13 protein-coding genes are annotated in these 20246 nt (G+C 63.5%); 3 read left to right on the forward strand and 10 right to left on the reverse strand.

From position 1 onward, the window contains the following. Positions 1–10 precede the first annotated feature (10 nt). Both cobA and nirB read right to left on the reverse strand, forming a co-directional pair. Complete coding sequence (gene cobA / locus J7I86_RS02235; protein ID WP_214815146.1) at positions 11–1045, reverse strand: uroporphyrinogen-III C-methyltransferase; 1035 nt, start codon at positions 1043–1045, stop codon at positions 11–13. Between the two features lie 9 nt (positions 1046–1054). Further along, positions 1055–3685 carry a nitrite reductase large subunit NirB gene (gene nirB / locus J7I86_RS02240; protein WP_214815147.1) on the reverse strand — a complete coding sequence of 877 codons (2631 nt, stop codon included), beginning with the start codon at positions 3683–3685 and terminating at the stop codon, positions 1055–1057. Between the two features lie 282 nt (positions 3686–3967). On the opposite strand from nirB, the gene nirD reads away from it, so the two are divergent. Next, entirely contained in the window at positions 3968–4330 is a 363-nt protein-coding gene (nirD, locus tag J7I86_RS02245; protein WP_214815148.1) for a nitrite reductase small subunit NirD, read from the forward strand. Between the two features lie 5 nt (positions 4331–4335). Here the strand turns inward: nirD and J7I86_RS02250 are convergent, their stop codons facing one another. The 4 genes from J7I86_RS02250 to J7I86_RS02265 all read right to left on the reverse strand — a co-directional run bounded on the left by J7I86_RS02250 (position 4336) and on the right by J7I86_RS02265 (position 10769). Then, positions 4336–6081: a phospho-sugar mutase gene (locus J7I86_RS02250; RefSeq protein WP_214815149.1), complete on the reverse strand. Its 1746-nt coding sequence runs from the start codon at positions 6079–6081 to the stop codon at positions 4336–4338. Positions 6082–6181: 100 nt separating this feature from the next. After that, entirely contained in the window at positions 6182–7798 is a 1617-nt protein-coding gene (locus tag J7I86_RS02255) for a glycoside hydrolase family 32 protein (RefSeq protein WP_214815150.1), read from the reverse strand. A 92-nt stretch (positions 7799–7890) separates the two neighbouring features. After that, complete coding sequence (locus J7I86_RS02260; RefSeq protein WP_214815151.1) at positions 7891–9489, reverse strand: glycoside hydrolase family 68 protein; 1599 nt, start codon at positions 9487–9489, stop codon at positions 7891–7893. A gap of 479 nt (positions 9490–9968) precedes the next feature. Beyond that, positions 9969–10769 carry a purine-nucleoside phosphorylase gene (locus J7I86_RS02265; protein ID WP_214815173.1) on the reverse strand — a complete coding sequence of 267 codons (801 nt, stop codon included), beginning with the start codon at positions 10767–10769 and terminating at the stop codon, positions 9969–9971. Positions 10770–10890: 121 nt separating this feature from the next. Between J7I86_RS02265 and J7I86_RS02270 the strand changes: the two genes are divergently transcribed. After that, positions 10891–12300 carry an NAD(P)H-quinone dehydrogenase gene (locus J7I86_RS02270; RefSeq protein WP_214815152.1) on the forward strand — a complete coding sequence of 470 codons (1410 nt, stop codon included), beginning with the start codon at positions 10891–10893 and terminating at the stop codon, positions 12298–12300. 112 nt (positions 12301–12412) lie between these two features. On the opposite strand, the gene J7I86_RS02275 is transcribed toward J7I86_RS02270, so the two are convergent. The 4 genes from J7I86_RS02275 to J7I86_RS02290 all read right to left on the reverse strand — a co-directional run bounded on the left by J7I86_RS02275 (position 12413) and on the right by J7I86_RS02290 (position 18478). Next, a complete protein-coding gene (locus J7I86_RS02275) occupies positions 12413–13180 on the reverse strand; it encodes an MBL fold metallo-hydrolase (RefSeq protein ID WP_214815153.1) in 768 nt (255 codons plus the stop codon). Positions 13181–13301: 121 nt separating this feature from the next. Further along, positions 13302–14864, reverse strand: a complete 1563-nt coding sequence (locus tag J7I86_RS02280) for an FAD-dependent oxidoreductase (RefSeq protein ID WP_214815154.1) — start codon at positions 14862–14864, stop codon at positions 13302–13304. Then, the gene (locus J7I86_RS02285; protein WP_214815155.1) at positions 14861–17065 is read right to left on the reverse strand and encodes a molybdopterin oxidoreductase family protein; all 2205 of its coding nucleotides are present in this window, start codon (positions 17063–17065) and stop codon (positions 14861–14863) included. Before J7I86_RS02285 ends, J7I86_RS02280 begins: the two co-directional genes overlap by 4 nt. Beyond that, complete coding sequence (locus J7I86_RS02290; RefSeq protein ID WP_214815156.1) at positions 17066–18478, reverse strand: MFS transporter; 1413 nt, start codon at positions 18476–18478, stop codon at positions 17066–17068. A 294-nt stretch (positions 18479–18772) separates the two neighbouring features. Between J7I86_RS02290 and J7I86_RS02295 the strand changes: the two genes are divergently transcribed. Further along, positions 18773–20182 (forward strand): MFS transporter, encoded by a 1410-nt coding sequence (locus J7I86_RS02295; protein ID WP_214815157.1) that lies wholly within the window; start codon positions 18773–18775, stop codon positions 20180–20182. Positions 20183–20246 lie beyond the last annotated feature (64 nt).

Below are 20246 nucleotides of genomic sequence, written 5' to 3' on the forward strand. Positions count from 1 at the left end.
GTTCTTACCTTCAGGCTTCAAGGAGCGAAGCCGCGAGTCGGCTCAGTTCAGCGGATGCTTCGGCATGGTTCCGGTTGGCTTCAGCAACCCGAACCACCTCGCCGATGACCAGTACGGCCGGGTTGCTGCAGCCGGTGGCTGCCGTTTCGATGGTACCGAGGTCAGCGATGGTGGTGCGCTGTCCCGGGCGGTATCCGCGTTCCACCACGGCCATGGGCATCTCCGAATTCATTCCCGCGCGGCGCAGGCCCGCCGCCAGCTGGGGCAGGGTGCCGATGCCCATGAGGACTACGATCGTCCCGCCCAAGCCGGCAAGGTGGGTGTGTTCCTTTTCCGTCAAAGGCGCGTGGCCGGACACCACGGTGAACATGTGGCTCACCTCGCGGTGCGTCACCGGGATTCCGGCTGCTGCCGGCACGGAGATGGCGCTGGTGACACCCGAAATGACCCTGACAGGGATGCCGGCAGCAACACAGGCAGCCACTTCCTCGCCCCCACGGCCGAACACATAGGGATCGCCGCCCTTGAGTCGGACCACGTTCTTGCCCAGCAGCGCAGCTTCCACCATGAGCTTTTCGATGTCCCTCTGCGTCACCTTATGGAGCCCGGGCTGCTTTCCCACATCCACAAGGTCTGCAGAGGTCAGATCGATCAGTTCCTGGTAAGGAGCGAGACGGTCATAGAACACGACGTCGGCATCCCGCAGTGCGTCCACGGCACCCACGGTGAGCAGGTCCAGGGCTCCCGGGCCTCCACCCACCAAGGTCACATGGCCTTCGGCTCCGGGTGCAGGCTCAAACGCCACGGGAATCCCCGCGTCGCGGCAACGTTCCACCAGCGGCAACCAGCCGGTTCCGCCGTCGTCCACTACCGCCACCAGGAACGGGCGCTCGGGAAGTTGACCGTCGCCCGGAACACCTTCCGGGGCGCTGAGCCGGTACACGTTGGCACCGGCTCGCTGGTAGCGGCGGACCGCTTGGCGGGCGGACTTTTCAGATCCCGTGACGAGGACGTCGCGGCCGGTGAGATCAATGGTGAGCTGCATGGTGAACCCCTAGTTTTCTGCGCCGACGGTTTCGCTGCGGACCGGGATAGTGGAGGCAATGAGTACGCCGCCCTTTTCCTCGTTGGTGGCCGGACGGATCTGGCCGCGCTCCGGAACGAAGGAAATGGACTCGTCCTTCTGGTTGGGGGCGTTGACGAAGGAACGGAAACGACGCAGGCGCTCCGGGTTTTTCAGGGTCTCGGCCCACTCGTCCTCGTAGGTGTCGATGTGCTTGGCCATGGCAGCTTCAAGCTCCTCGGCAATGCCCAAGGAGTCATTGACCACTACTTCCTCGACGTGCTTGATGCCGCCGTCAAGTTCCTCCTGCCAGCGCGCGGTGCGCTGGAGGCGGTCGGCGGTGCGGATGTAGTACATGAGGTAACGGTCGATGTACTTCAGCAACGTTTCGTCGTCCAGGTCCTTGGCCAGCAGTTGCGCGTGGGCTGGGGTAGCGCCACCGTTGCCACCGACGTACAGGTTCCAACCATCGGCCGTAGCGATCACGCCAACATCCTTGCCGCGGGCCTCAGCGCATTCACGGGCGCAACCGGAGACACCCATTTTCAGCTTGTGTGGACTACGGAGGCCGCGGTAGCGCAGCTCCAAGGCGATGGCCATGGCCACCGAATCCTGCACGCCGAAGCGGCACCATGTGGAACCAACGCAGGACTTCACAGTGCGAAGACTCTTGCCGTACGCCTGTCCGGATTCGAAGCCGGCGTCCACCAGTTCCTTCCAAATATCGGGCAGTTGCTCCAGGCGGGCACCGAACATATCGATGCGCTGGCCGCCCGTGATCTTGGTGTAGAGGTTGTACTTCTCAGCAACAGCTGCGATGACACCCAGGCCCTTGGGCGTGATCTCACCACCGGCGATGCGGGGAACCACCGAATAGGTGCCGTCCTTCTGCATGTTCGCCAAGGCGCGGTCGTTGGTGTCCTGCAGCGAACCGCGTCCGGCATCCAGGACGTAGGCGGAGTGCTGGCTGGCCAGGATGGAGGCAATGGTCGGCTTGCAGATATCGCAACCCGCGCCCGTGCCGTACTTGGCCATGATCTCTTCGAAGGATGTCAGCTCCAGGACGCGGATGGCATCGAAGAGTTCCTGACGGGAGAGGCTAATGTGCTCGCAGAGTGCCTTGGAGACCTCAATGCCGGACTTCTTCAGCTCGCCTTCAAGGAGCTTTTTGAGCATGGGAACGCACGAACCACACTGGGTGCCGGCCCGGGTGCAGCCCTTCAGTTCGCCGAGCTCCTGCACCGGGGAGTTGCCCTCACAGGCACCGCAACCGTTGATGGTGTCGCGGATGGTTCCGGCAGCAACGTTGTTGCAGGAGCACAGGATGGCATCGTCCGGAAGTTCGGTCTCGGGAGCTTCGCCGCCACCGGCAGCGCTCAGGTAGGCGCCCGGTTCGGCAGACAGTTCGCGACCCAGAAGCGGGCGGAGACTCATGTACGGGGACGCGTCGCCCACGAAGATGCCGCCCAAAAGGGTCTTGGCATCATCGGTGGTGACAATCTTCTGGTAGACGCCACGAGCGGGGTCGGCGTAGACAATCTCCAAGGAGTGCTCGGTCCGGGCAAACGCGTCGCCGAAGCTGGCCACGTCAACGCCGGACAACTTGAGCTTGGTGGCTGTGTCAAAACCCGGGAACGTTGCTTCGCCGCCGTGCAGGCGATCGGCCACGATCTCGGCCATGGTGTTGGCCGGAGCCACGAGGCCCAGGCACATGCCTTCAAAGTTGGCCACCTCGCCGATAGCCCAAATGCCATCCACTTCGGTGGCACAGAAATCATTGATGACCACTCCGCCGCGCTGGCCCAGGCTGAACAGTTGCTCTTCACCTTCTGCGGCGCGGAAGAGGTCGTCGCGGGGCCTGACGCCGATGGCTACGATCACGAGGTCCGCGTCGATGGTGCGGCCGTCAGCCATCAAGACGCCGGTGACGTTGCCGTCGTCGTCCGTAATGACTTCGGAGGGGAAAACGCCGCCGTGGACTTCGAAACCCTTGGCTTCAATCAAGCGGCCCAGTGCCTGGCCCGCGCCCTCATCCAGCTGGGTGTTCATCAGCCACGGTGCGCCGTTGATGACAATCGGAGTGGCCCCCAACTGCTCGGTGCCGGCAGCGGACTCAAGTCCAAGCAAGCCACCACCAATGGTGACCGCGTTGACCTTGCGGCCCAGCTTTTCCCGCAGCTCGGCAATCGCCTTGTTAATAGCCCAGACGTCCTCGAGCGTGCGGTAAACGTGGGTGTGCTCGGAGCCCGGAATGGGGAGGCGGGCCGCGTCCGAACCAGAAGCCACCACCAGGTGGTCGTATTCATACTTGTTACCGGCCGCGGTGAGGACACTCTTGGCAACGGGGTCGATCTTGACCGCGCGCTCGCCGGTCATCAGGGTAAGGGCCTCGTGGCCCCACATGGAAGCATCGCCCAAAGTGAGGTCCACTCCGGTTTCCGTCAGGGCCTTGCTGAGCGCTACGCGGTCGTAGGGGAGGTGGGCCTCTTCGGTCAGCACCGTAACCTGCCAACCTTCAAGCCCGCGGTTGACCATGGCATCGGCGAAGCGGTGGGCAGCGGGGCCGCCGCCGACGACGACGACGCGGCGCGGGTTCTCTGTACTTGAAGTGTGTCCGGTCACTGGTGGGCCTTTCGCAGTTGTTGCAGACGGATCTGTCGCAACTTGTGGTTCCAGCCTAGGGACGGGCAGTTTCGCTTCAGTTTCCCTTATGTTTCGTGATCTTAACTTCTGCATCACGAACGCATTTCGAGGGGCGTGAGGTCTCTTTTACGCGTTCGACACAAACACGGACAACCGATGAAACACCCGGGTCCTAGCGTGAAGGAGTGGCCGCAAGTGTGGCCCGGTCCGGGGAAGTGACGGTGAAAATGCCAGCACCCGGACACCGTGAGAGGGGCTGAAATGACCGTAATTCTGGACCGTGCCGAGGACCTGACCACCACCGCCACCTGGCACCGCGTTTGCCCGGTGGACGAACTCGAACAGGCCTGGGGCGAGGCTGCGTTGATCGCCGGACGTCAGGTTGCGCTGTTCCGAACAACGCCCACTGAGGTTTTCGCCGTGGCACAGCAGGACCCGGCGACGCTCGCCAATGTCATGGCCCGCGGAATCATCGGATCCCGCGGAAGCCGGCCCACCATCTCGTCGCCGCTGCACAAAGAGGTCTACGATCTCGAAACCGGTGAATGCTTCACCAACCCCGAGATGAAGCTCGACGCGTTTGCCACCCGTTTGGTGGATGGCTTCATTGAGGTTGAACTCTAAGAGTCCTACAAGCCCAACGCTTCGCGGACGTCCGTGAGGACGTCGTCCAAGGACGTCCGCGCTGCTTGGCGTGCCGCGGGAAGTTCCGCCGCAGATTCCACAGCCTGGATGACTTCCAAGTAGCACTTGAGCTTGGGCTCGGTGCCGCTGGGCCGGATGATGACGCGGCTTTGGTCCCGGGTCAGGTACAGCAGGCCGTCCGTGGGAGGCAGTGCATCGCTTCCTTCCGCGAGATCAATTGAAACCTCGACGGCGGAGCCTCCGAACGCTTCCGGCGGATTGACCCGCAGGCGGTTCATCATGGCATCGAGAAGTCCCAAATCGGCCACCCGGATACTGAGCTGGTCGCTGGCATGCAGCCCGTGCACCAGATACAGGTCATCCAAGGTGTCAAAGATCGTTTTGTCCTGGGCCTTGGCTGTTGCTGCGAGTTCCGCGATCAGCACTGCCGCTGAAATGCCGTCTTTGTCGCGCACCAAGTCCGGCGCCACACAGTATCCCAGTGCTTCCTCGTACCCGTAGCTGAGGCCGGGGACTCTCGAAATCCATTTGAACCCGGTGAGTGTTTCCTCGTGGGCGTACCCTGCTGCGGCCGCGATGCGTGAGAGCAACCGGGAGGACACGATCGAGTTGGCGAAGACGCCGGTCTGTGTCTCATCACCGGCGCCGGCAGCCATGCGCGCTACTATGTGCGCACCCAATAGTGCACCCACTTCATCGCCCCTGAGCATCCGCCAGGCTCCCGTGGCGGGATCCAACGCAGCAACCGCAGCTCGATCGGCGTCGGGGTCGTTGGCCAAAACGATGTCTGCGCCTGACTCCGCAGCAGCCGCGAGGGCCAGGTCCAGGGCACCGGGCTCCTCCGGGTTGGGGAACGCGACGGTGGGGAAGTCCGGATCCGGTTCGGCTTGTTCGGCCACCAGGGTGACGTCGGTGAAACCGGCGGCGTTCAGGACAGAGACGGCCGTTTCGCCGCCGACACCGTGCATGGGCGTCAGGACGATCTTGAGGTTCCGCGCCGGGAAATGTTCCCGATCCACCAATCCCGCCATGGTTTCTTCGTATTCGGTGGCGATGGAGGTCGGCAGCACAGTCCAGCCGCCATCTGCCAGTTCAATTGAGTCCAGCGCACCTACGGCTTCAATCTTCGCTGCGATCCCGGCGTCGTATGGCGCCACTATCTGCGAACCGCGTCCGCTCTCGGACACGGCGTGCCGTCCGAGGTAGACCTTGTAACCGTTGTCTTGCGGCGGGTTGTGGCTCGCTGTGACCATCACGCCGCCGTCGCAATCCAGTGACCGGACCGCGTAGGCGAGCAACGGCGTCGGAAGCGCGGCCGGCATCAGGAAGGTTTCGATGCCTGCGGCTGTGAAGATTGCAGCGGTTTCCTGCGCAAAGATGTCCGAGTTGTAGCGGGCATCGAAGCCGACGACGGCGCGTGGCCGGGTTCCGGGCGCAGCTGCGGCTACCGTCTCGGTGAGGAAAGCGGCGAGGCCTGCCGCTGCCCGGCGGACGACGACGCGGTTCATCCGGTTGGGGCCGGGACCGAGCGCTGCCCGAAGGCCGGCGGTGCCAAATTGCAGCGTGCCGTTGAAGCTGTCGCCCAGTTCCTGCGTTGCTCCCGCATCACCACCGCGGGCGAGGTCGGCCAGCTCAACGAGAGCAGCCGCCGTCGCCGGGTCCGGGTCTTGGGAAGCCCATTGGCGGGCGTCGGTGATCAGCTGTTCAAGTGCGGCATCGCTGGATGTCATAGGGACCAAACTATCCTCATTGCGCACGGCAAGGGCAACGCGGGGTCAGATGTGGCATAAAAACAGGGTCGTAATGGGCCATATCCGACCCCGCGTTGCTTTAGAGATTGCGGGAGGAGACAGTGAAGTCCGTCTCGCCGTCCAGGCTGAACGCCGAGGCTCCCACACTGTCCCAGTCCGGGAAGAACGTCTCCGAAAGAACCGCAGCCCCACCCCCGGCGAAGACTTCCACCGAGGACGAGTCCAGCAGGATGGTGAGATGGACTTTGCTGCCGGGGGAGCGCAATGCCACCTCATGAAAGGGGCTGAACTTGGGGGAGAAGTTACTGGTTCCGGCCTGTGAACGGTCCACCCTCACAGTGCTTCTCTCCTTGTCAAAGGAGAGGCGTAGGCCGGACTCGGAGCCGGATTGCCGGAGGACAACGCCTGCTTCGCGTGCCGACGTCAGGTCCATGTCAAGCCCGATCAGCTGGGTTCGGCCCCGGAAGTCCCGGCCCAGGTCCGTCGTAGAGGAGTCGACGGTGAGGTTTTTGCTATTTACTTCACCGGAGCGTTCCAGCGCTTCCCGCGCCGCGGCGGCTATTGCAGACCTGAGCTCAAGCCGCTTCGCACCCCGGACCAGGGTGAGTTCACGGGGAATTGCCATGGATCCGCGCCACGGCGTGGTGGGCACATCCTGGGCGTAGTCCCAGTTGCCCATCCACCCCAGGAGCACGGGTTTGTCCCCGGGTGCGCCGGAGATGGAGTTCGCTGCGTAATAGTCGGCTCCGTGGTCCAGCCACTGGGATTCGGTGAGGGGCGCGTCCGGAGCTGCCGCGTTTTCGGCCGTGAAGTGCGTGCCGTCGAATTCGCCCACGAAGTACTGCATGCCCGATCCTCCCGCAATGCCGCCGGGGTTGATGCTCAGCAGCATGACCCACTTCTTGGCCGTTGAGTCCGCCACGTCCATGTGGATGAGCTCCGGCACTTCCCAGAGACCTCCTTGGGCACCGGGCCCGGAGAAATCACTGAGGTATTCCCAGTGGAGGAGGTCCGTGGACTTGAACATTTTCACTACCTGGGCGTCGGCCACCACGGTGGTCATCACCCAATAGCGGCCGGGCTCGTACCACGTCACTTTGGGGTCCCGGAAGTTGTTGTTGCCGGGTGTCAGATTCAAGACAGGGTTGCCTTGGTACCTTTGCCACGAGGCACCCCCGTCCAGGCTGAACGCGACGGACTGGGCTTGTGTGCCTTGAGGCAGCACGCCGTTCTTCCCGTAGGCGCTGGTATAGAGGGCCACCATGGGTGGGGTCTCCGCCGAGCCGAGACCGGAGGCATTGTTCTTGTCCATCACGATGCAGCCGGAGAATATTTCTTCTTCGGGGCTCGCCTCCATGGCGACGGGCTGCTGTTCCCAGTGGATCAGATCCTCACTGGTGGAGTGGCCCCAGGACATGTTGCCCCACGAGTTTCCGTGGGGGTTGTACTGGTAGAAGGCATGGTAGGTGCCGTCGTGGTAGACGAGACCGTTGGGATCATTGAGCCAGTTCTTCTCCGCCGTGAGGTGGGCTGCGGGCCGCCACGGATCCGACGGGGACGGGCGGTGCCCGCCCGGGGCGGGACCCGTCGTCGGGCTTTCCGCTGGTGTGCAGGACGCGGCAGAAAAGGCGACAACGACGGCGGCACTTGTGGCCAGCATCTGGCGGCGAGAAAAGTGGGGGCTGGGAAATGTCATGGGGAAGATCCTGGGGGTTGGGGGTGGCAAGGGTGCCGGTCCTCCTGAGACCGGTCACCCCTGCCGTGGCCTGGCGGCCGGTGTGTTGCTGCTTACTTGTAGAGGCCTTCGCCGCCAACGCGGACGTTGGTGGGAAGGTAGCCGAACGGGCCAAGGCCGTTCTGGCCGAAGCTGCGGTCCACCTGAGTCACGCCGCCCTGGAAGTTCATCTTCACAGTGGGTGACAGGGAGCCGCCGCGGACGCCGTCCACGTTGTCAATGAATGACTGGACGAGGCCGCCCGGCTGCACGTAGTGCGAGTAGGCCTGGAACTGACGGCCGTTCTGACGCGGGTCCGGACCTTCCGGTGCGTTGGCCGGCATGTTCAGGTCGGTGGGGGAGCCCAGGGCCAGGCCGCTGTTGTTGACCGGCTGGTAGTCCGAGCGGACGCCGTTGCCGACGAAACCGTAAACACCGTCCGGGCCGCGCATTCCATCTGCGTACGTGAATTGGTGGCTGATGGTGAACAGGTAGTACTTGTTCTTGCCGTTCTCGTTTTGGATGAAGATCTGTGGACGCTCAGTCTGATCGTTAACGCAGTTGGCCGAAAGGATCGGCGGCAGGAAGCTCCATTTGGTGAGGTCCTTGTTGTCCGCGACAGCGAGGCCCACGTTGGCAGTCTGGTACCAGGCGCCCGTGCTGTTGACCTGGGCTACGGTTTCGGCGTGGGGGTCGCCCGGGGCGTAACCGAGGTCTTCCTGCTTGCACTTGTAGGAGCCGCGGGTGCCGCCGGTGTTGCCTTCAAAGACCATGAAGGTTTTACCCGGGTGGGCGGGATCAGCGAAGGTGTACGGATCCCGGAAGGCGAAGCCGGGGTTCTGGGCTTTGTTCTGGTACAACTTTCCGTCCGGTTCCAGCAGTTTGGTGTGCTGGAAGCCGTCGAAGGTTACGCCTTCCTTGGTGGCGTGGATGTTGCCCAGTGCCTTGGCGATCGCGGCATCGGGTGCGATCCCGCCGCCGCCCGCATTCCGCTCGGCCACATCGTAGAACGTGGTGGCCGTGTAGAAGACGTTGATCTTGTTGCCCTGCATGAGGCGCGTGGAACCGGACCATTCCGTGTTGCCGATGGACGTGTTGTCCAGGAACAGGTGCCCGCCGTAGTTCCATTTGTCCTTGGCGGGATCGGCGTTGGTCTTGCGGAAGAAGTAGCCGATCCTGGCGTTCCAGTGGCGCTGGTCGAAGCCATAGCCGGCGTGCCGGTCAGCAACCAGGGAGAAGACGACGTCCCAGCCCTTGTAGCTGATCTGGTTGGCGTTCTCGTCCGTTAGTGACCAGGTGTCCCACACCCAGACGTCGTCATTCATGGCAGGGAAGTCCTTGGGGATTTCCGGCATGGTGACGTCGGGGCTCATGGAGTTCTGGCCAGGGGCAACGTTGGGGTTGCTCTGGGCCATGATCTGCTTGGCGTCGGCTCGCGTCCACTTGGACGTGAAGTCCGCCGCAGGATCATAGGCCTGCTGCGTGTGGGTGGTTGGCAGCGGGAAGCCGGGCGTGGGTGCCGGCATGTTGCTCGACGGCGGGTCGGCCGGCAGGTTGGCCTGTGCTGCAGGCGTCACCAGCAGGATGCTGCCGGCCACGCCTGTCGCTGCGGCAATGGCTACTGCCTGTCGCAGCCGACGGCGTGGCCGTTGAGGGGATAAATGCGTGTTCATGCTTGCTCTTCTCGCGGAGTCGTACTTCGTGGACTGGGGCGCATGCCCTTGCCCCCTGGTAGGGGCCCTCTACTCAGGCGTCCACCGATCCGCTCAAGGCGTCATCGAGGGACGCCATTGTTTTCGAGGTGCGGGGGAGCTTTCCAGCTATCCGCCGCGGTGGTTCCGGTACGTCGACTTACCGGAACACTCTCCACGCTAGACACGTGTTAGGTCTGGGATCAAAGGGCGTTGCGTGGGCCTCTTCGGCTACTCCCGGGTACTTGCGCAAGCGCTTACATTGACAACGTGCGCGCGTGACATTTTGGGCAAGTTGGGTCAAATGTTTCGACATAAAGCAGATTTATTCTGAGCATTAGCTGTGCGTTTGGTTTTCCCCGGGGAATTGTTAGCGCACACCTGTTAAAGAGCAATGCGGGGCCACCGGTGATGGTGACCCCGCGGTGATGGTGACCCCGCGGTGCTGCCTAAAACCCTGACTAGAGTTTGGCGATGATCTCCGCCAGAAGCTTGGAAATCCGCTTGCCCGCAGCGTGTCCGGCTTCGAGAACTTCCGCGTGGCTCAGCGGAACCGGGCTGATGCCCGCTGCCAAGTTGGTGACCAGGGAGATGCCGAAAACTTCCATCCCTGCATGGCGGCCGGCGATTGCTTCCAGCGCCGTGGACATGCCCACGAGGTCGGCTCCGATCCGCTTGGCGTACTGAACCTCCGCCGGTGTCTCGTAGTGCGGGCCTGTGAACTGTGCGTACACGCCCTCTTGGAGGGATGAATCAACTTCAAGCGCGAGGTCGCGGATCCGTGAGGAGTAGAGGTCCGTGAGATCAACGAACGTTGCGCCTTCAAGGGGTGAGGTGGCGGTGAGGTTGATGTGGTCGCTGATGAGTACCGGGGTTCCCGGGGTCCAGTCCTCGTTAAGCCCGCCGCAACCGTTGGTGAGCACCAGCGTCTTGCAGCCGGCGGCTGCGGCTGTTCGAACGCCGTGCACTACGGACCGCACACCGCGGCCTTCGTAGTAGTGCGTCCTGGCGCCGAGCACCAGGGCTCGCTTGCCTTCCTTGGTGAGGACGGAGCGGATGGTGCCAACATGGCCCACTACCGCTGGTTTATGGAAACCGGGGACTTCGGATGCGTTGAGGGTGGCGGTGGTATCGCCGATCAGATCGGCGGCTTCGGCCCATCCGGATCCGAGCACCAGGGCTACGTCGTGGGACTCGACGCCGGTCTCCGCGGCGATGAAGTCCGCAGCGGCCTTCGCGGCCTCGAAGGGGTCAGTGTTCATCAGCTCAGTGTTACTCACTGGTACAAGCTACCTTGCGGCCGCAGGACTTTGGTAGGGACAGAGCCCGGGTGAGGTTCGGCTGGGTGGCAACCAGCGTGGCAATGAGCGAGAATTGAGGATTGTGACCACCCAAGTTGACTTCAGTGCCCCCCGTATCGCGATCCTGGGAGGTGGTCCCGGCGGATATGAAGCTGCCATGGTGGCCGCCTCGCTCGGCGCGCACGTCACGATCATCGAGCGGGCAGGCCTCGGCGGCTCCGCGGTGCTGACCGACGTCGTGCCTTCAAAAACCCTTATTGCCACCGCCGATCTCATGACACGCGTCGGTGAGGCGGACGAACTCGGAGTGAAGTTCGACGGCGACGGCACCGCTTCCAAACCGCGCGCCGACCTCAAGCACATCAATGATCGTGTCCTGACTCTGGCTCATGGCCAGTCTGATGACATCCGTGCAGGCCTCGAGCGTCTGGGCGTGGAGATCGTCATCGGTTCCGGCAAGCTGCTGGACAACAACACCATCGAGGTCCTTACCCTCGAAGGGACCCGCACCATTGACGCCGACGCCATCCTTCTGGCCGTTGGTGCGCACCCGCGCGAACTCCCCACGGCAAAGCCCGACGGCGAACGCATCCTCAATTGGGCCCAGATCTACAATCTCGACGAACTTCCCGAGGAACTGATTGTTGTCGGTTCGGGCGTTACCGGTGCCGAATTCGCATCCGCCTACAACGGTTTGGGCTCCAAGGTCACCCTGATCTCCAGCCGTGACCAGGTTCTCCCTGGCGAGGACACCGACGCCGCCAAGCTCCTGGAAGGCGTCTTCGAGCGCCGCGGCGTCAACGTTTTGTCCAAGTCACGCGCCAACGCAGTTGAGCGCACGGACGACGGCGTGAAGGTCACCTTGGGTGACGGATCGATAGTGACAGGTACGCACTGCCTCGTGTGTGTTGGCTCCATCCCCAACACCGCCGGCATCGGCCTTGAAGAAGCCGGAGTAACTCTCACGGAGTCCGGGCACATAAAAGTGGACGGCGTTTCCCGCACCACTGCCCCCAACATCTACGCTGCCGGCGACTGCACGGGTGTCTTCGCCTTGGCATCCGTTGCAGCCATGCAGGGCCGCATCGCGATCGCACACTTCATGGGTGATGGCGTCAAGCCCCTGAAGCTCAACCAAGTAGCTTCCAACATCTTCACTTCCCCCGAGATCGCCTCCGTGGGCGTTTCCGAGGCAGACCTCGCTTCGGGCAAATATCAGGGTGACGTTGTGATGTTGTCGCTGCTCAGCAACGCCCGTGCCAAGATGCGCAACACCAAGGATGGATTCGTGAAGATCATCGCCCGCAAGGGATCCGGCACCGTGATCGGTGGCGTGGTGGTGGGGCCGAACGCGTCCGAGCTCATCTTCCCGATCTCCGTGGCAGTGACCCAGAAGCTCCACGTTGATGACGTAGCCAGCGCGTTCACCGTGTACCCGTCGCTGACCGGCTCCATCTCGGAGGCCGCGCGGCGCCTCCACGTACACATGTAACTCCCCTCCGACGCCCGTTTCGGGGGTTCGCTGCGGATCATGCCGTTCGCACGGCATTCCAGGCAGGGAACCCCCGAAACGGGCTTTCGGCTGCCCGGGCTCTTTAGGCCCCCTATGTCTGGAGTGCGGAGAGGGCGTCGGCCAACGGCATGTGCAGGGCAGGACCATGGCCCGGGAGGATCACCTTGGCCAGGACAGCACCGGGGGAGCGCACAGTAGCCAGGGAGTTTGCCAAAGCCAGGGATTGTGCCGAGACGAGGGCCGCGGCCGGGTCCGAGTGGTACATCTTGTGCAGCATCTGCGGGCCGGACCTGGTGCTGATCGGATGGCCGCTGACAAAAGTGTCACCCACGGCAATTGCCTGGGCGGCCGGCAGCAGCAAGGCTACGTTGCCCGGGGTGTGTCCCGGCAGGAGAATGGCTTCCGGCTTACCCGGCAGGACCTTAAGTGTTTCGACTGTCCAAGCCGCCGCTTGAGTGGCCGGTTCTGCCTGAAGGGCCTTGGCCTTGATGACATGCAGCATCCAACGGAACACCCTGGGCCGCCATGCACGAACCAGAACCTGGACCAACGTGACCTGGTGTTTCACCTTGCCTTGGACATGTGCCAGTTCCTCGGGGGAGCACAGGATCGGCGTGCCAAAAGTTCGTGAGAAGTACGCTGCGGATCCAGTGTGGTCCACATGCCCATGCGAGATGAGCATGGCCTTCGCCTCAGCAGGCTCCAAGCCCAGCTCGCGGATGGACCCAAGGACCAGGTCACGGTCGGCAGGGTAACCGCCGTCGATCAGCATGAATCCCGAATCATCCCGGACGATCAGCCAGTTGGATGCTGGTCCCTCGACGAAAAAGACACCTGGCGCTTGCTCGGATACGTTCACACGAGCAGTCTAGATCCCCCAATTCGATGGTTCCCTGCGGATCATGCCGCGCGTACGGTACTCCGGGCAGGGATCCCCCGAGACCACGAAATCCGGACGTACCGGAGCAGCGAACCGCGAGCTACGCGGCAGCCGCCTGGAAGTGTTTCTCGATGATCCCTTTGATGTCCTCATGGCATCCTCCGCAGCCTGTTCCGGCGCGGGTGGCTTTGGAGACCTCGCCCACCGTACTGCAGCCCTCAACGACGGAGTCCTCAATGCTGGCCGCGCTGACCCCGGCGCAACGGCAGACGGTCCGCTGGGGATCGTTGCTGGTGGCCCCGGCATCGAGTTGGTCCGGGCCATCGAGGCGGAGCAGGAGCGAGCGGTCCGCAGGCAGCTCCGCAGAGCGTTCGAAGAGCACCACCAGCTCAGCTGCAGTGCGCGGCATGCCCACCGCCACCAGGCCTTCCAGCACTCCGCCACGGGTGGTCATCTTCACGTAGCGGCCGTGTTCGGGATCGGCCCACTGGGAGATCTGCCGACGGGCACGCCCGGACGCGGCGCCGGCTTCCAATAACTCCTCGTCCCAGGGATCGGCTTGGTTGTCGCCCGCCACAGCCAGGTTGACGCCGCGCGCCTTCAGGACAACCACCCCGGGTTTCTCCTTGGGCAGTGGTTCGAAAGCATCTGCGGCAGCCTGTCCATCACGGGCCAAGACCACGAGGTACTCGGCCAACCATTCGGCCTGCCGCCAGCCCGGACCCACCAGACCGGATGGACCGGAGGCATTCCGGCAATTGACGCATGCAGCGTCAGGGCAGCGAACTTCAGCGCAGTCGCCGATCGCGAACATGTGGGGCTCGTGATAAGTCCGAAGGTGGTGGTCCACAAGGATCCCGGCACCGGTAGGAAGGCCGCAGCCCTCCGCCAATTCGATGCGGGGTCGCACACCACAGGACAACACCAGCAGGTCGCCGTCGATTGCCGAGCCGTCGTCGAGGAGCAACGCGGAGAAGCTGCCCCCGGGTCCGGCTGTCTCCACGCCGGTGGACCGTGCGTTGCCCGCCATCCGGACGCCACCGGCCCGCAGGCTGTTGGTGAGGACAGAGCCGCTGCCCCGGTCGATGCTGCGTCCCAAGGGGAACGGCCCATTGTGAACCACAGTGGTTCGCGCGCCTTCTTCCGAGGCAGCCAAGGCAGTTTCCAAGCCGAGCACGCCCCCACCCAGTACCACCACGCGCTTGCCTTCCGCCACCGCGGAGTGAAGCACGGCAGCATCCCTGAGATCACGCAAGGTAGTAACGCCGGCTGGAAGCACGGGCCCGGAGGGATCCGGGTTGAGCCCGGTGAGGTTCGGAATCACCGGACGGGATCCGGTGGCGAACACCAGCCGGTCATAGTGTTCAGCGGTTCCGTCGGACAACACCACGTTCTGGCGGGCGCGGTCGATCCTTTTGACTTTGACGCCCAACCGAACGTCCACGCCGTTGGCTTCCAACTCGGCGGCATCCGCCATGGCCAAAGCCTCGGCTGTGGTGCGGCCGACGCCCAGCTCGGCTACCATCACGCGGTTATATGCAGCTTCGGTTTCCTGGCCGACCACCAGCAACTGCACCAGCCCGGTGCGGACGGCGGGCAGCAGTTCGTCCACGAGGCGGGCAGCGACCGGCCCGAATCCAACAACAACAATGCGCTCGCTCATGATGCCTCCTTGACGTGCAGTGGCAGTCGCGTTCCAGCAGGTATGAGGTCCTGAGTGGACACTGCCTTCCGGACCCACACCCTGCTGGTCTTGAACTCCGGCATGCCGGAAATGGGATCTGTGGCCGCCTCAGTAAGGCGGTTGGCGTTTTCCTGGCCGGGGAAGTGGAAGGGCAGGAAGACCGTGTCCGGGCGGACCGAGTTGCTGAGCTCGGCACGGCAGAGCACTTCGCCCCGCTCATTCGTCACGGTGGCGTAGTCGCCGTCGGCAATGCCGCGGGTAGCCGCCGTGCCCGGGTGGATCAGGAGTCGGGCCTGCGGCTGCGATGCCAGGAGTTCGCTCACGCGGCGGGTTTGGGCACCGGATTGGTAGTGCTCCAAAAGCCTGCCCGTTGCCAGGGCCAGCGAACCGTCCGCAAATGAACGTACCGCCCGCTTCGACGGGGTCACCGGAACCATGACGGCCCGGCCGTCAGCATGGGCGAACCCGTCGGCAAACAGACGCGGCGTCCCAGTGCTGCCCACAGGATAGGGCCAGTAGGCGGCTTCACCGCGGTCCAGCATGGCGTAATCGATGCCGGAGTAATCCGCCAAGCCACCGGCAGATGCCAGCCGCAGCTCTTCAAACACGGTCTCGGGATGGTCGCTGAACGTTGAAGGCGCCTCAAGCATCTCGGCAAGCCTGGCCATGAGCCACAGCTCGCTGCGGACACCCGGGGGAGGGGTCAGGGCACGGCGGCGACGGATCACGCGGCCCTCAAGGTTGGTGAGCGTACCTTCTTCCTCGGCCCATTGCGTCACGGGCAAAACCAGGTCCGCTTCGGCAGCGGTCTCGGACATGAAGAAGTCGCACACCACCAGGAAGTCCAGGCTGCGGAGTCCTTGGACCACTGCGTTGGTATCGGGCGCCGACACCACCACATTGGCGCCGTGCACGAAGAGGCAGCGGACGCCGTCGGGCTGTCCCAGAGACTTAAGAAGTTCGACGGCGGGGAGGCCGGGTCCGGGGATCAGTGACTCGTCGATACCCCACACCCCGGCGACGTGGGCGCGGGCGGCGGGATCGGTGATTTTGCGGTAGCCCGGGAGCTGATCGGCTTTCTGTCCGTGCTCGCGGCCGCCCTGGCCGTTTCCCTGGCCCGTGAGTGTGCCGTAGCCGCTGCGGGCGGAGCCGGGCAGGCCCAGGAGGAGGCTGAGGTTGATGGCCGCGGTGGCGGTGTCCGTGCCGTCAACGTGCTGCTCCACACCCCGGCCGCTGAGGATGTAGCTGCCGCCGTTGCGGGCACCTTGGGCCAAGCGGCGGGCGGTCTCCCGGATGAGGTTGGCCGGGACGCCCGTGATGGACTGGACACGCTCGGGCCAGAACGAAGACAGGCTGCGCACCACTGCCGCGTAACCGCTGGTGTTGGCGGCAATGTACTCAGCGTCGGCCAGTCCTTCGTGGACCACCACATGGCTGATGCCCAAAAGGAGCGCCAAATCGGTGCCGGGCGTCGGCTGCAGGTGGAGGCCGCCGCCGTCGGACGTGAACGCAGCAGTAGCCGAGCGGCGGGGGTCCACCACAATCAGCCCGCCGGCGTCGCGCGCGCCCTGCAGGTGCTGGACGAACGGCGGCATGGTTTCGGCAACGTTGGAACCAAGCATGAGGATCACGGACGCTGTGTCCAGGTCCGTGACGGGGAAGGGGAGGCCACGGTCCACCCCGAAGGCCCGGTTGCCGGCAGCTGCAGCCGAAGACATGCAGAACCGGCCGTTGTAATCGATCCGGGACGTGCGCAGTGCCAGTCGTGCGAACTTGCCCAACAGGTACGCCTTCTCATTGGTGAGACCGCCGCCACCGAACACCCCTACGGCGTCGTTTCCGTAATGCTGCTGGGTTTCCTTCACCGCTGAGGTGATCAGCATGAGCGCCTGGTCCCAGGAGATGGGTTGGTGCACGCCGTCCGAACCCTTGAGCATGGGTTCGGTGACGCGCCCGTTGTGATGCAACAACGACGCCGATGTCCAGCCTTTGCGGCACAGCCCGCCCCGGTTGGTGGGGAAGTCGCGCCCGGATACTTCCAGGGTCATGGCAGGCTTGGCCGGTTCTGCGCTGGGTGCCGGCGCTGCCGCTGTTCCCCCGGCCTCAGATGCAGCCGGGGTCAACGTCATGGCGCACTGGAGCGCGCAGTACGGGCAGTGGGTATCGGCGCCGTTGGGCATCTAGATGTGTCCGATCGTGTTGCGCTTCTGTGCGGGTCGGATGTAGACCACCCAGCAGACAGTGAGCATGAGGACATAGGCTCCAACGAATCCGTAGAACGCCGGGGTGTAGGAGCCGCTGGCCGTGTTGGAAGCGTTCAGGACCTGCGGGATGACGAAGCCGCCGTAGGCACCGATTGCGGAGATCAAGCCCAGCGAGGAAGAAGCCAGCTTTGCAGTGGTGGTGCCCGCGGCACCTGAACGGGCGGCCCGGCTGGAGGTGGCGAAGATGACCGGGATCATGCGGTACGTTGCACCGTTTCCGAAGCCGCTGGCCAGGAAGAGCAACAGGAACAAGGTGAGGAAGAGCCAGAAGTTCTTCAGGGGCAGGGTCCAGACCATGGTCAGGGTGATGACGGCCATGGAGGCGAACGATGCGATGGTCATGCGGGCACCACCCATGCGGTCGGCCATGCGTCCGCCGTAGGGGCGGGCCAAGGAGCCGATCAGCGGGCCGAGGAAGGCCAGGGAAAGCGCCGCAGCTCCGACGTGGATGGAGGAGAAGTCCGGGAAGTAGTCCTTGATCAGCTTGGGGAAGACGCCTGCGAAGCCGATGAACGAGCCGAACGTTCCAATGTAGAGGAACGCCATGATCCACAGGTGAGGTTCCTTGAGGGCGGCCAGGGAGCCGGCCACGTCACCCTTGGCGCTGGTGAGGTTGTTCATGTACTTGTAGGCGCCGAAGGCGGCGATGATGATCAGCGGGATCCAGATGATGCCTGCCATCGGCAGGTTGACGGTTCCGGCGGCCAGCAGGGTGATGGCGATGGGGACTACAAGCTGCGCGACGGCGGCACCGAGGTTTCCACCGGCTGCGTTCAGCCCCAGCGCCCAACCCTTTTCGCGGGCGGGGTAGAAGAAGGTGATGTTGGCCATCGAGCTGGCGAAGTTGCCGCCACCGAAGCCTGCGAGTGCGGCGACGAGGAGCATGACTCCGAAGGGCGTCTCCGGATTGGAGACACAGAGCGCCAACCCTGTGGTGGGGATCAGCAGGAGCAGGGCGGAAACGATGGTCCAGTTCCTGCCACCGAACTTGGGAACCATGAAGGTGTAGGGAATGCGGAGCGTGGCACCTACGAGGCTGGGGATGGAGATGAGCCAGAAGATCTGGTTGGTGTCGAACTGGAAGCCGGCCGCGGGGAGCTGGACCACCACGATGGACCACAACTGCCAGACGACGAAGCCGAGGAATTCGGCGAATATGGACCAATTGAGATTGCGCTTGGCAATGGACCGGCCTTCGAACTCCCATTGGCCCTTGTCTTCGGCATCCCAGTTGGCGATCCATCGGCCGGGGCGGTGTTCAAGGGTGGAAGTGGCGGTGGCAGGGGACTGGGCGGGAGCCAGTGCATCTGCGGTGCGGTCAACTGTCACGGAGTGCCTCCTTGGTGGGGACGTTGTTCTTCCAAGGTAGGTTTGGCGCATTTCGTGGACGGTCGCCGTTTGTAAACGCCCTGTGACATTTCCCTATCGGCGGGGTCACCGGCGCGTGAGGCCGCGGTGAGGTAATGTGGCGCGGACCACAGGGTGAGATTTTCCTCTGTGTCCGCATGTTGGACTTGGTTGTCCAGTCAATGGACAGCGGGAACTATTATTGAACTCTCGAATAATCCTTCGCCGGATAGGCTCTTGGGGGCTTCGGCCGGCGTGAAAGAAAGCTGCAAATACATGTCTTCCACCGCACCATCCAAGGAAGGCGAGTCCACTAAGCCAGTGAACTCGCGGGGCAAGGTGATCTTCGCGAGCCTGATCGGCACGACGATCGAGTTCTACGACTTTTACGCCTATGCCACCGCGTCGGTACTCGTCTTTCCGAAGCTCTTCTTCCCGGACGCCACTGACATCAATGCGCTGCTCAGTGCTTTCGCCATCTTCGGTGTTGCCTTCTTCGCGCGGCCCATCGGCGCCGTGGTCTTCGGTCACTTCGGTGACAAGATCGGCCGCAAGGGCACCCTGGTTGCATCGCTGCTGACCATGGGTATTGCAACCTTCCTCATTGGCCTGCTGCCGACGGCCTCCATGGCGGGGTGGGCGGTTCTGGCCCCGATCATGCTGGTGGTCCTTCGCTTCTTCCAGGGCCTGGCCCTGGGTGGAGAATGGTCCGGCGCTGCGTTGCTCGCCACGGAGAACGCCCCCGAGGGCAAGCGCGCCATCTACGGAACGTTCCCGCAGCTGGGTGCTCCCATTGGCTTCATCATCGCCAACGTCATCTTTATCTGGATGAACGTATCCCTGAGCGCCGAAGAGTTCCTGGCGTGGGGATGGAGGGTTCCGTTCATCCTCAGCGCCGTATTGGTGATCGTGGGCCTCTATGTTCGTTTGAAGCTGGTGGAGAGCGTGTCCTTCACCAAGGTGATCGAGCAGGACAAGGTGCAAAAGATGCCGCTTGCAGCCACCCTCAAGAGCCACTGGCGCCCCGTTGTGGCGGGTACGTTCATTATGTTTGCCACGTACGTGCTCTTCTACATCATGACCACGTTCACCCTGTCCTACGGCACCAAGCCAACGTTGGCCGGGGCCCAAGCGGCCGCTGAAAAGGCCGGCAAGCCCATGACGGCTGATCAGGTCGCGGCGTTTGTCCCCGGCTTGGGGATCACGCGGTCCGACTTCCTCTGGATGCTGATCATCGGCGTCATCTTCTTCGGCATCTTCACCGTGGTCTCCGGACCACTCGCTGAGAAGTGGGGCCGCCGAAAGTTCCTGCTGGGCGTCACTGCCGGTATCTTCGTGTTCGGGGCGCTCTGGTTCACCATGTTCGGTCCTGGCCAGGCAGCGGCCATGGTTGGCCTCATTGTGGGCTTCACGCTCATGGGGCTCACCTTCGGGCCAATGGCGGCCATCCTTCCCGAGCTGTTCCCGGCCAACGTCCGTTACACCGGTTCAGCCGTTGCGTACAACCTGTCCTCGATGATCGGCGCAGCACCTGCTTCGTTTGTGGCCATTGCGCTGTGGTCTGCAGCCAACGGCAGCACCTGGCTGGTGGGTGCCTACATGGCGGCGGCCGCCGTGGTCACCTTCGTGGCGCTCTGGCTGACACGCGAAACCAAGGACACGGATTACGAGAACAACGTGGCCTAAGTACCCAATAACGACGTCGGCCCCGCACCAAACGCTTGGGTTCTAGCGGTCGTTGCAACACTCA

The organism is Arthrobacter sp. ISL-95, assembly GCF_018613695.1.
In the GTDB taxonomy this organism is placed as follows: domain Bacteria; phylum Actinomycetota; class Actinomycetes; order Actinomycetales; family Micrococcaceae; genus Arthrobacter.